Below are 12,922 nucleotides of genomic sequence, written 5' to 3'. Positions count from 1 at the left end.
AGTTATGTATGACTATATTATCATTACTCATATACCAGTGTTTTATAAAGTTAACTTATACAATGAGCTTGCTAAAAAATTAAATATTTTAGTCACCTTTATTGCTACAGATACTTGCGAGAAAAGATCTGCCGATTTTACTTCTTTAGAAAACTGTAACTTTGACTATAAAGTACTTCATGATGGTAATTTTCAAGATAGGCAAGCTTTTAAAAGCATTAAGAAGTTAAGATCTATTTTTAAGTCTTCAAAATATAAAAATGTAATAGTTGGTGGGTGGGACTTACCAGAATTTTGGTATACAGTGTTTACTAATAGTAAATCAAAAAATTGTATGGTTTTAGAATCTACAGTTTATGAGAGTAAAACCAATGGGGTTTCAGGTTTTATTAAAAAAATATTTTTATCTCGAATCTCAAAAGTTTTTGCTTCGGGAAGTTTGCACATATCTCTGTTGAATGAATTAGCTTTTAAAGGTTATTCTGTAATTACTGAAGGTGTTGGTATTATCAATAAACCTACTTTTGATAAGCAAAATAGGCAATATAATCGTAAGTTTTTATATGTTGGTAGACTTTCTGAAATTAAAAATTTAGAGCAACTAATATCTATATTTAGTGAATTGAGTGATTGTAGCTTAACTATCGTCGGAGAAGGTGAGCAGAGAGATTATCTTGAAGGTGTTGCAGGTAAAAATATCTCTTTTAAGGGCTCTATTGCAAACTCTCAATTAAGAGAAGAATTTTTAAATCATGATGTGTTTATATTGCCAAGTAAAATAGAACCTTGGGGTTTGGTTGTTGAGGAAGCTTTATATTTTGGTATGCCAATAATTGTTAGTGAGAAATGTGGTGCTAGCGAGGTAGTTAATAATCAGGTAAATGGTTATTTGATTGATCCAAATAATAGTCAGCAATTACAAGAGATTATTTCAGGTATTGATGCTAAGGTATATCAAAGGCTTTTAAATGGAGTGTCTGAGTTTTCTATAGAAGCTAAAGACTGTAAGCAGGTAAACGCATACTTATGAAAATACTCATTATACATAATAGATATCAGTCAAATAATGTCGGTGGTGAAGATATAGTCTTTCAAAACGAATTAGAATCACTACAAAAAACTCTTGGTAAGGATTGTGTACTGTCTTACGAAGTTTCTAATGATGATATCAGTAAAGTAAAATTATTGTATGGGATATGGTTTTCGTTAAAACATTTTAGAAATGTTAAGAAAATTGTTAAAGAGAATGGTATAGATATTGTTCATGTACATAATTTTTTCCCACTATTGACCCCCAGTGTTTTTAAGGCTGCAAAGCAAGCAGGTGCAACGGCTATACATACGCTACATAATTATAGATTATGGTGTATATCTGGGATACTCTATCGAGATGGCCATGGTGTTTGTGAGCTGTGTGTTAAAAAAACTCTTCCGAGTGCTGGAGTTTTAAATAAGTGTTACAGGAAGTCATCTATACAAAGTCTACTTGCTCAATTAGCTTTTTCATTTTACAAGTTAATGGGGGCGTTTAAGAACATTGATTACTTCTTTGTTTTGACTAATTTTCAACGAGAAAAAGTTAAGTCATTAGGTGTCGACGAGAATAAAATTAAGCTTAAACCTAATGGTATGAAAATTTCTGAAAATGTTGTAGATATACCAAAGCATGGATATATTTATGTAGGCAGGCTCGAGGAATCAAAAGGAATATATGCTTTGCTAGATGCTTTGAGCGAGCTTAGCAACGAGTATGTCTTAACTATTGTTGGAGATGGTGATATAACAACTGAGTTGAAAACTAAATATAACGCTGAGAATATCATTTTTAAGGGCAAATGCTCAAGGCAAGATACTTTGTCTTATATATCAAAATCAAAATACCTTATCCAACCGTCATTATTATATGAATCATTTGGACTGACTATCATAGAGGCTATGAGTTATGGAGTTCCTGTTATAGGATTTGATGTGGGTACTAGAAAAGATTTTATTAAAAACCAAGAAAATGGATTTTTAGTTACGGATAATAACTTACAAGATATTATAAAAAAGTCGTATAATTATAATGATTATGACAAACTATCAGTAAACGCTATGAAGACAGCCAAGCTTTATGAAAATGATTATATTATAGCCAAGCAGATTGAAATCTATAGAGATATTTTGGAGAGTGTAGGTTGAAAGTATCTATAATTACAGTTTGCTATAATTCACAAGCAACAATTGAAAATACTATAAAGTCAGTTATTTCGCAAACACATAGTGATATTGAATATATAATAGTCGATGGTAAAAGTGGTGATAATACGTTAGAGATAGTAAATAAATACCAAGATAAAATAGCTAAAGTTATTAGTGAGCCTGATCAAGGCATTTATGATGCTATGAATAAAGGCATAAAAGTCGCTACAGGTGATATTGTCGGGATATTAAATAGTGATGATTATTATGTCGATAGTGAAGTTGTTAGCCATATAGTTAAAGCTTTTGATGAAAAATCTCCAGACTTGGTATTTGCAGATTTAGCATATGTTTCAGCAGGTAATCAGAATAATATATTGCGATACTATAGTGCAAAGAGGTTTACCCCAAAAAAATTAAAATGTGGGATCATGCCACCTCATCCGACGCTATATGTTAAAAAAGAGGTTTATCAAGAGTATGGTAATTATAGGTTGGATTTTAAGATTGCGGCAGATTATGAAATGTTTGTGAGGCTTTTGCTTGTTAAACAATTATCATACTTTTATATAAATAAGTGCATAATTAAAATGACTGTTGGTGGAGTTAGTACAAGTAATTTTGATAGTAAAAAAACAATCAATATAGAAACTATAAAAGCACTTAGTGTTAATGGTATAAGTGTCAGTTATTTAAATATATTTAGAAAATATCCAACAAAAATATTTGAAATAATAAAAGGACGCCTAATGAGTCTTTTTCAAATAAAGCTTAAATAGATAGCTTGAATTATAAAATTAAATCAGGAGAGTTACATGAGAAAAGCAACTGTAAATGATGTTATCGTATCTAGTGGTGTTAAATTTGGTACTAGTGGAGTAAGAGGCTTAGTCGTAAAAATGACTGACGAAATATGCTGGTTATATACTAAGGCATTTATTCAGTTTTTGGAACAAAAATATAAGATTCAAAAAGGCTCTAAAGTTGCAATAGCAAATGATTTGCGTAGTAGTAGCCCAAGAATTACAAAAGCTGTTATAAAAGCTGTATTAGATAGTGGTTATGAGCCTGTGTATTGTGGAGAAATATCTTCACCAGCTGTTATGTTATACGGCATATCTAATCAGATTCCATCTGTAATGGTTACAGGTAGTCACATCCCAGAAGATAGGAATGGTATTAAGTTTAATACTCCTTATGGTGAGGTTCTCAAAGAAGATGAAAAAATGATTGTTAGTCAAGAAATAACAATTGATGATGGTTTTTTTGATAAAGATGGAACATTTTTAGAAGCTCAAAAACTACCGAGCATTGAAGCATCGGCACATACTCAATATGTCCAAAGATTTATAAACTTTTTTGGGACAGACTCTTTGAAAGGTAAAACTATTGGTTTATATGAGCATTCATCGGTTGCAAGAGGATTATTGAAAGAGATTTTAGAAGGGCTTGGTGCAAAGGTGATTTTGCTAGGTTTTTCACCGAAATTTGTTTCCGTTGATACAGAGGCGATTCGTGCTGAAGATATTAAATTAGCAAAAAAATGGGCAGAAGAATATAAGAGCATTGATAGCATAGTTTCTACTGATGGTGATGGTGATAGACCATTAGTCAGTGATGAGTTTGGTAATTGGCTTAAAGGTGATATAGTTGGCGTTTTAGTTGCTAAACACATGGGTATAGATTCTATTGCGACTCCTGTTAGTAGTAATACAGTAGCTGAAAAAATTGAGCATTTCAAAAATATTGAAAGAACAAAGATTGGTTCACCGTTTGTGATTGAGGCAATGAACTCACTATTAGAAGATAAAGCTAATAATGTTGCTGGATATGAGGCTAATGGTGGTTTCTTAACAGCAAACGATATTACCTCTGTAAATGGTAATAAAATGACAGCTCTACCAACTAGAGATGCAGTGTTACCAATTTTAGCAGTTATTCTAATGTCGGTTGAGGCAAACTGTACTGTCTCTGGGCTTTTAGCAGAATTACCCGCTAGATATACTGCTAGTAGTAAAATTGATGATTTTGCAACAGAAGATAGTCAAGAGATATTGAAAGCAATTTTAGTAGGAGAGTCTGATTTGTTGGACAATATTATCTCAGAATATTTTGAAGGTAAAAGCAGTGTGGAAAGTATAGATACTACAGATGGCGTTAGAGTAACCTTGGCAAATCAAGATGTTATTCATCTAAGACCTTCTGGTAATGCTCCAGAGTTAAGATGCTATACAGAATCATTTTCAGAAGAGAAGGCTCAAAGCCTTAATGAATACTGTGTTTCTCTAATTAAGGGATAGTATTTTATTAAAATACTTAGTATGTGTTATCAATCTATTAAACATTATGTTGGCTATGCTATAATAATAGCGTGGTAATTTATAAGCTTTTTAATGAACTATAGTTTGCAGTTTCACTAGCAAGTTATGGAATATTCATTAGCTTGAATAATTTAAGAATAATGCTATAAGGAAGTAAAATGGCGAGCTTAAAATACGAAGATGCTGGAGTGAATATCGAAGCTGGAAATGAAGCTGTTGATAGAATGAAAAATCATGTCAAAAAAACATTTACAAAGGATGTGCTTACAGGTTTGGGAAGCTTTGGTTCTCTTTACTCTTTAAAAGATATTATCAATAATTATGAAGAACCCGTTTTAGTCCAATCTATAGATGGTGTAGGTACTAAGACAAAAGTTGCTGTAATGTGTGGTAAGTTTGAGAATTTAGGTTATGATCTTTTTTCTGCTGCTACGAATGACATTGTGGTTATGGGTGCTAAGCCGATTACATTTTTAGACTATGTTGCTCATGATAAGCTTGATGCAGATATTATGGAAGAGCTTGTAAAAGGCATGAGTAAAGCTTGTGCTGAATCAGGGGTGTCTCTTGTCGGTGGTGAAACTGCTGAAATGCCAGGGGTATACCAAGCTGGTGAGATAGATATGGTTGGTGTGATTACGGGTGTAGTTGATAAGAATAAAGTTATCAATGGAGAAAATATCAAAGAGGGTGACGTAGTGTTTGGGCTTAGTTCATCTGGCCTTCATACAAATGGATATTCATTTGCACGCAAGCTTTTCTTTGATGTGGCTGGTAAAAGTCACACTGACACTTATCCTGAATTTAATGGTAAAACTATTGGTGATGTACTACTTGAGCCACATATTAATTATACAAATATTATTCATGACTTTTTAGATAATGGCGTCGATATTAAAGGTATTGCTCATATCACTGGTGGTGGATTTATTGAAAATATTCCTAGAGTACTACCACAAGGATTAGGAGCTAAAATAGACAAAAATAGCTTTGAGACTCCTGCGGTATTTAAAGTGATGCAACAGATAGGTGATATTAGCGAGTTTGAGATGTATCGCTCGTTTAATATGGGTATTGGTATGACAGTTATTGCAAGCCAAGAGCAGTACGCTAAGATGCAAGAGTTAGCTAAAAAACATACAAATACTAAGCTTTCTAAGATTGGAACTATTACAACTTCAGGTAAGGTGGAAATGCTCTAATGATTGACAAACAAATCATTCAAAATAACATCAAAAATGTATTAAAAACTACAAATCTTGACATCAAAGATAAATATATCGGCAAGGTCCGTGATATGTATTTTGTTGGTGATAAAAGTATCTTGATCTCTACAGATAGACAGTCAGCTTTTGATAGATCGCTTGGGTTTATTCCCTTTAAAGGTGAAGTTCTAGCACAGTCTTCGGTATGGTGGTTTAAAAATACTTCTCATATCGTTAAAAATCATTTTATAGCTTCTCCAGATAAAAATGTGGTTATCGCTAGGAAAGCCAAAGTATTACCAATAGAATTTGTTGTGCGTGGATATATTACAGGATCAACAAGTACTTCACTTTGGACGCATTATGAAAAAGGTAGTCGCGATTATTGTGGTAACTTACTTGCTGAAGAGTTAAAGAAAAATCAAAAATTACCTAAAAACATTCTTACGCCAACAACAAAAGAGTTAGATCATGATAGACCTATATCTGTGGGAGATATTGTCAAAGAAGGTTGGTTAACTCAAGAGCAATGGAATTTTGCATCACAAAAGGCGTTAGAGCTTTTTGCATTTGGGCAAGAAAAGGCTGCTGAGAATGGTTTAATATTAGCTGATACCAAGTATGAATTTGGTATTGATGAACAAACTGGTGAGATTATTTTAATAGATGAGATACATACTCCAGATAGTTCAAGATTTTGGTTGGCAGATAGTTATGAAGAAAGATTTGCAAATGGTGAAGAGCCTGAAAATATAGATAAAGAATTTTTTAGATTATGGTTTGCTAAAAACTGTGACCCATATAATGATGAGGTTTTACCTCAAGCTCCTGAAGAGCTAGTAGTAGAGCTATCACAAAAATATATAACTCTTTACGAGATGATAACTGGTGAAAAATTTAACCCACCGGTAGAAAAAGAAGATATAAATCAGCGCATAGTAAAAAATATTAGTCAGTATTTAAAAATGGAGCAAAATATGAATATTCTTTTAATTGGTTCAGGTAGTAGAGAACATGCTATTGCTAAAGCTGTTAAAAGGAGCTCGCTTGATAATAAACTTTATTGTCTAAGTGGGGCAACAAATCCTGGTATTGATAAGATTGCCGATGGCTATCATATTGCCGATGTTTGTGATGCTAAAGCAATATGTGAATATGCGAATGATAAAAATATAACGCTTGCGATAGTTGGTCCAGAAGCACCTCTTGAGGTTGGTGTAGCAGATGCGCTAAAAAAAGAGGGTATAGCAGTAGTAGGTCCTACAAAAGATCATGCTCAGCTTGAAACATCAAAAGGTTTTACAAGACAGTTGATCCATGATTACGGTATTAATGCAAATCCATTTTTTAAAACTTTCACAACTATGGATGGTGTGGAAGAGACTCTTAAAAAGTACGAAAAGCAATTCGTGATAAAAGCTGATGGACTTTGCGGTGGTAAGGGAGTGCTTGTATGGGGTGATCATTTACATTCTATGAGTGAAGCTATTAAGCATTGCCAATCTTTAGTTGATGCAGGTAAAGAGTTTGTTATCGAAGAAAAGCTAGTAGGGCAAGAGTTTTCGCTGATTTCATTAACAGATGGTGAAAATTTTATACATATGCCAGCGGTGCAAGATCATAAACGTGCACATGAACAAGACATGGGACCAAATACTGGTGGAATGGGAACCTATTCTGATGCTAACCATAGTTTACCATTTCTGTCTGACAGCGATGTCGAAAGAGCGAAAGAAATAAATGAAAAAGTTGCTCATGCTTTGAAAGATAAGTTTGGAACACCTTATCAGGGTGTACTTTATGGTGGCTTTATGGCTACAAAATTTGATACTAAAGTTGTTGAGTACAATGCCAGGTTTGGTGATCCAGAAGCAATGAATTTGTTAAGCTTATTAGAAACTGATTTTGTTGAGATTGCAAAAGCAGTAACGAATGGTTCACTTGATAAAATCAAAGCTAGATTTAAAAAACAAGCTACTGTTTGTAAGTACTTAGTACCACTTGGTTATCCAAATAATTCAGTTAAAAACTTTAAAATAGATATTTCGCAATGCCCTGAAAATATTGAGTTATTCTTAGGTGCGGTTGATTTTAAAGATGGCAGTTTGATAGGTACAGGATCAAGAGCAATTGCAGTACTTGGAATGGGTGATACTATTTTACAAGCAGAGCAAAAAGCTGAAAATGGTGTAAAAAATATTTACGGAAAAATGTTTCATCGTAGAGATATTGGCACAAAAGAGCTAATAAATGAACGAGTTAAATATATGAACTTTTTGCGTGGTAGTAAGTATCAGGAAATAGGTTAGTAATGTCAAAATTAAAACTTGTAGTATTAGGCTCAACTCGTGGTACTAATATGCAGGCTATTATTGATGCTATTGCAGATTCTCAGCTAGATGCTAGTATAGAGCTAGTTATCTCTAATCGTAAAAATGCTTATATTCTTGAGAGAGCAAATGAGCATAAGATCTTAAATAAATTTATTAGTGCTAAAGATAAAACTCGTGAAGATTATGACTTAGAGCTTATTCAAGAAATAACGAAGCATAATCCAGATATTGTATTATTAATAGGTTTTATGAGGATTTTGAGTGGTGAGTTTATAGATGCTTTTGATGGTAGGATTTTAAATATTCATCCGTCACTTTTACCAAAACATGCTGGGCTTATGGATTTAGCAGTGCATCAATCTGTTATTGATGCTAAAGATAAAAAATCTGGATGTACTATTCACCAAGTTAGTGAAAAGGTAGATGGTGGAGATATTATTTTACAGCTTGAGTGTGATGTTATGGATAATGATACTGCTGAGAGCTTAAAGGAAAGAGTGCAGGCTTTAGAAAGCAAGGCCTGGGTTAAGGTTATAAGAGATTGGAGTAAAGTATGAGTATAGTAGTTGGTGTAATAATGGGCTCTAAATCTGATTGGAGTACTATGAAAGAGTGCTGTGATATTTTAGAACAATTAGGTATAGGCTATGAATGCGAGGTTGTATCTGCTCACCGTACTCCTGATAAAATGTTTGAGTATGCAGAAACTGCAAAAGCTAGAGGTATAAAAGTCATAATTGCTGGAGCAGGTGGCGCTGCTCATTTACCTGGTATGGTTGCTGCAAAGACTGATTTACCAGTACTAGGCGTACCAGTAAAATCGAGTGTTCTTAGTGGTAATGACAGCTTGCTGTCTATAGTACAAATGCCGGCGGGTATACCAGTAGCTACATTTGCAATAGGTATTGCAGGAGCTAAAAACTCAGCACTTTTTGCCGGTAGTATACTTCAGCATACAGATAGTGAAGTAGCTAAAGCATTAGCTAAATTTAGAGTAAATCAAACTCAAACAGTATTAGATAATCCAAATCCCAGGGAGCAATAATAATATGAGAATAGGAATTGTTGGAGCTGGACAACTTGCTAGAATGTTAAGTATAGCTGGTACTCCATTAGGTTTAGAATTCCATTGTCTGGGTAAGCTTGATGAATGTGCTACAGAAGTTGTAAGAAGCGTAACAGATATATCTCTTGAAGATGTAAATGCAGTTGTAAATTGGGCTAAGCAATTTGATGTGATTACATTTGAGAATGAAAATATATCTCATGAGCTTATCAAAGCGATAAATCATGAGGTAAGTGTATATCCGTCAGCTAAAGCTATAGCTGTCTCTCAAGATCGTTTATTAGAAAAATCATTTATGCAAGACCACGATATTGCTACGGCGAAGTTTGTAAATGTTGTTAGTCTTGAAGCCTTGGAAAAAGCTGTTGAGCAACATGGTCTACCTGCTATTATTAAAACGCGTAGATTCGGCTATGATGGCAAAGGCCAGTTTGTAATTAAATCAAAAGAAGATGTTACTAAGGCATGGGATGCTCTTAAAGGTGCTCCAGATGGATTAATCTATGAAGCTTTTGTTGATTTTGATTATGAAGTTTCTCAAGTTTGTAGTGCGGATGTTAAGGGTAATGTGGTGTTTTATCCATTAGCAAGAAACATCCATCAGCAAGGAATCTTAGTTGAATCAGTTGCTCCTTTTGAAAATAAAGCTCTTGAAGAGAAAGCTCAAAAAGTTGCAAAAACTTTAGTTAAAGAACTCGGTTATATTGGTACGCTTGCAATAGAATTTTTCGTAAAGGATGATGAGTTAGTTGTTAATGAGATAGCTCCTCGAGTACACAATAGTGGACATTGGAGTATTGATGGTGCAACAACTTCACAGTTTGAAAACCATGTAAGAGCTATAGCTGGACTGATATTAGGTGCAACAGATAGTAGGAAAACTATTATGCTAAATTGCATTGGTAATATGCCAAGTACAAAAGATCTAGCTGCCTTAGATTGCGTTAAAATACACAGTTATAATAAAGAAGGAAGAAAAGGGCGTAAAGTGGGGCACTTAAATCTAAACTTAAAAGATGAAACGGATGAGTACCAGCTACTTCAGGCTAAAAAGCTTATAGCATTATCGCAAGATATCTAAGACCAATCTCATTATATTTATTCGATCAATCTGGAATTGTTTCTTGACATTCATATAAACAAGCGTATTATATACACCACTGACGATAATAGCAGTTTGGCACCACCTGATCCCATTCCGAACTCAGAAGTGAAACGGACTTACGCCGATGATAGTTTAGCATTCGCTAGGTGAAAGTAGGTAATCGTCAGACCTTTTTCAATTTTTTTATTTATACTTTTCACTTATACTTTTCTGAAAATTGTATATATTGCTCAATAAATTCCTTGTATTTATTTATATAATCACCATATTAAAATCTAGTTAGATAATGTTTAAGATAAATAATACCAACTATAATAAACCTTGGTATGAGATCAAATTGTTGTAAAGCTAGTATATTTTATAGCTTTAGGATACTTTGATTATATTGATTAGGAGAAATTAATGGCAGATTATTATTCACTACTTGGAGTAAGTAGAGATGCTTCAGATGCAGATTTAAAAAAAGCATATAGGCGTTTAGCTAAGAAGTATCACCCAGATGTAAATAAAGATGCTGGTGCAGAAGATAAGTTTAAAGAAATCCAAACAGCTTATGATGTATTAGGTGATAAAGAAAAAAGACCTTTATATGATAGCTATGGTGAGAATTGGGATAAAGTCCAACAAGGAGGCTTCGGCGGAGGTCAAGGCGGCGGTTTTGGAGGCTTCTCTCAAGGTGGGGGAGGTTCACAAAGTTTTAACTTTGAAGATATCGGAGATATTTTTGGTGACCTTTTTGGTGGCGGTGGAGCATCTGCTGGTGGTAGAGGTTTCAGTCAGGGCCAACCTAGAGCTCGTAAGGGTGAAGATATAACTATTTCACTAAAATTGAATGTTGAAGAAGCTATTGCTGGAGGTAAAAGGTCAGTATCTTACAGTTTCCAAGAAGCAGGAGTAAATGGTATACCGAGCATGCAACATAAGAGTGTTGATGTAAATATTCCACAAGCTATAGGTAATGGTAAAAAGTTACGATTGAAGGGTAAAGGTAGTGCTGGAGTTGGTCAGAATGCTCCAGCTGGCGATCTTTATATAAAAATTGAAGTTGTAAGTCACAAAAACTATAAAGTAGATAACAATGATGTATATGAGCATATAGCCATAGCTCCTTGGGAAGCAGCATTAGGAACTACACTTGAGATAGATACTCCTTTTGGTAAAAAGAAAATGAAAGTACCAGAAGGTAGTCAATCTGGGCGTAAAATGCGTATAAAAGGTAAGGGTCTTGGTGGTGCTGATTTTTATGTTGTGTATGATGTAAAACTACCATTAGCAGATACTGATGAGAAAAAAGAGTTTTATCAAAAAATGAAAGAAGCTATGGATTTTGATCCTAGAACCTAGAAAACTATTGCTATCAGCGACTTGGTATTTATCATTCATTCTATAATTATTCTTTAAATATACTGAAGTATCATTGTAAACTTCAGTAAGTTCAGTAACACCTGTCAAAATGTCTGTTGCAACCCAGAGAAAACCGAGATTCCAACTCTACTCAACTACCTTGTTAACTTAGATGATAAGATTAAAATAACAGTCTTAGTTAATTAGAATTGTGTTGTAGTATTACAAAAATATAACTCTAAACTAAGTAGTGATGTTATGATTATTTTATAGGTATATTATATAGGGTGTAACTGATATGAGAATTTTAATCGTAGGAGCAGGACCAACCGGTTTAACAGCAGCAATAGAGTTAGCAAGAAAAGGGCATGATGTTGAAATAATTGAGAAGCATGCACAGCCATCAAACTTATCAAAAGCTGTTGGAATAATGCCTAACAGTCTTCACCTATTTGAAGCTAGTGGAGTAACTAGTGAGCTCATCAAATATGGCGTAAAACTTTCAGATGTAAGTATAAATTTTGATGAACACGAATATGCAAAAATTGATTTATCAGCCGCTACATCTACTTACCCATTTGTACTTGCTTTGCCACAAAATGAAACCGAAGAGATATTGCGTGAAACATTAGAAAAAATTGGAGTAAGAGTTTTTTTTGATACCGAATTTGAAAGTTTATCTGACAATCTAGATAAGGTTGTAGTCAAGTTTAAAGATGGAGCTATTAAGGATTATGACTATGTTATAGGAGCAGATGGTATAAAAAGCTCTGTAAGAGAACAGCTAGAGATTGACTATATTGGTTATGAGCTAGAAAAAACTTGGTCAATAGCTGATGTTGTTATCAAAAACTGGCAAGCGACTAATACTTTTAGTGTTTATAGAGTAAATAAAAGCACTTTGGCTGTAGTTGCTCCTATTGCAAAAAACCGTTACAGAGTTATATCAAATACAGAAAATGCATTAAAAGCATTACCATTTGAAGTTAGTGTTGATGAGACATTTAGAGAAGGACAGTTTTCTATCTCAGTAAGGCAGGCAACCACTTATCAGAAAGGTAGAGTATTCTTGGCTGGAGATAGTGCTCATTGTCATTCACCTGTAGGTGGTAGAGGGATGAACTTAGGTATAGCAGACTCGGCTTGTCTTGCAGAAATGTTAACTAATAATACCCAAGATAAATATACATCAGTGAGACACCCAGAAGGTTCTGCAATAATTAAGCAGAGTGAAAAAGTTAGAAGGTTTATTGGCTCAGAAAATGTATTTAAATACCAGCTTGCAAAGATTGGTTTAACTGTGGCAAATAAAAACTCTATTATAAATCGTAAAATAGCAAACATGGCATTAGGTGTGTAATATTAAC

At 33.8% G+C, this 12,922-nt stretch carries 11 protein-coding genes and 1 rRNA gene; all 12 read left to right on the top strand.

Annotated features, from left to right (window positions below; genetic code table 11):
* The first annotated feature begins 4 nt into the window (after window positions 1-4).
* The 12 genes from FLM55_RS03225 to FLM55_RS03170 all read left to right on the top strand — a co-directional run bounded on the left by FLM55_RS03225 (window position 5) and on the right by FLM55_RS03170 (window position 12,915).
* Window positions 5-1,030, top strand: a complete 1,026-nt coding sequence (locus FLM55_RS03225; protein WP_178947984.1) for a glycosyltransferase — start codon at window positions 5-7, stop codon at window positions 1,028-1,030.
* On the top strand, window positions 1,027-2,181 hold the full coding sequence (locus FLM55_RS03220; protein ID WP_178947983.1) for a glycosyltransferase family 4 protein: 1,155 nt from the start codon (window positions 1,027-1,029) through the stop codon (window positions 2,179-2,181). The genes FLM55_RS03225 and FLM55_RS03220 overlap by 4 nt, the downstream gene beginning before the upstream one ends.
* A complete protein-coding gene (locus tag FLM55_RS03215) occupies window positions 2,178-2,960 on the top strand; it encodes a glycosyltransferase family 2 protein (protein WP_178947982.1) in 783 nt (260 codons plus the stop codon). Before FLM55_RS03220 ends, FLM55_RS03215 begins: the two co-directional genes overlap by 4 nt.
* A gap of 36 nt (window positions 2,961-2,996) precedes the next feature.
* Entirely contained in the window at window positions 2,997-4,481 is a 1,485-nt protein-coding gene (locus tag FLM55_RS03210) for a phosphomannomutase (protein WP_178947981.1), read from the top strand.
* A 179-nt stretch (window positions 4,482-4,660) separates the two neighbouring features.
* Window positions 4,661-5,704 carry a phosphoribosylformylglycinamidine cyclo-ligase gene (gene purM / locus FLM55_RS03205; protein WP_178947980.1) on the top strand — a complete coding sequence of 348 codons (1,044 nt, stop codon included), beginning with the start codon at window positions 4,661-4,663 and terminating at the stop codon, window positions 5,702-5,704.
* The gene (gene purD, locus FLM55_RS03200; protein WP_178947979.1) at window positions 5,704-8,016 is read left to right on the top strand and encodes a phosphoribosylamine--glycine ligase; all 2,313 of its coding nucleotides are present in this window, start codon (window positions 5,704-5,706) and stop codon (window positions 8,014-8,016) included. The genes purM and purD overlap by 1 nt, the downstream gene beginning before the upstream one ends.
* 2 nt (window positions 8,017-8,018) lie before the next feature.
* Window positions 8,019-8,597 (top strand): phosphoribosylglycinamide formyltransferase, encoded by a 579-nt coding sequence (gene purN, locus FLM55_RS03195; protein WP_178947978.1) that lies wholly within the window; start codon window positions 8,019-8,021, stop codon window positions 8,595-8,597.
* On the top strand, window positions 8,594-9,085 hold the full coding sequence (purE, locus tag FLM55_RS03190; RefSeq protein ID WP_178947977.1) for a 5-(carboxyamino)imidazole ribonucleotide mutase: 492 nt from the start codon (window positions 8,594-8,596) through the stop codon (window positions 9,083-9,085). The genes purN and purE overlap by 4 nt, the downstream gene beginning before the upstream one ends.
* A gap of 4 nt (window positions 9,086-9,089) precedes the next feature.
* On the top strand, window positions 9,090-10,187 hold the full coding sequence (locus FLM55_RS03185) for a 5-(carboxyamino)imidazole ribonucleotide synthase (protein ID WP_178947976.1): 1,098 nt from the start codon (window positions 9,090-9,092) through the stop codon (window positions 10,185-10,187).
* A gap of 78 nt (window positions 10,188-10,265) precedes the next feature.
* A 5S ribosomal RNA gene (gene rrf, locus FLM55_RS03180) occupies window positions 10,266-10,380 on the top strand.
* Window positions 10,381-10,613: 233 nt separating this feature from the next.
* Complete coding sequence (locus FLM55_RS03175; protein WP_178947975.1) at window positions 10,614-11,555, top strand: DnaJ C-terminal domain-containing protein; 942 nt, start codon at window positions 10,614-10,616, stop codon at window positions 11,553-11,555.
* Between the two features lie 298 nt (window positions 11,556-11,853).
* Window positions 11,854-12,915 carry an NAD(P)/FAD-dependent oxidoreductase gene (locus FLM55_RS03170; protein ID WP_178947974.1) on the top strand — a complete coding sequence of 354 codons (1,062 nt, stop codon included), beginning with the start codon at window positions 11,854-11,856 and terminating at the stop codon, window positions 12,913-12,915.
* Window positions 12,916-12,922 lie beyond the last annotated feature (7 nt).

It is taken from the genome of Francisella sp. Scap27 (genome assembly GCF_013394105.1).
GTDB classification, from domain to species: Bacteria; Pseudomonadota; Gammaproteobacteria; order Francisellales; family Francisellaceae; genus Francisella; species Francisella adeliensis.
This window is presented reverse-complemented; position numbering and strand designations above follow the sequence as displayed.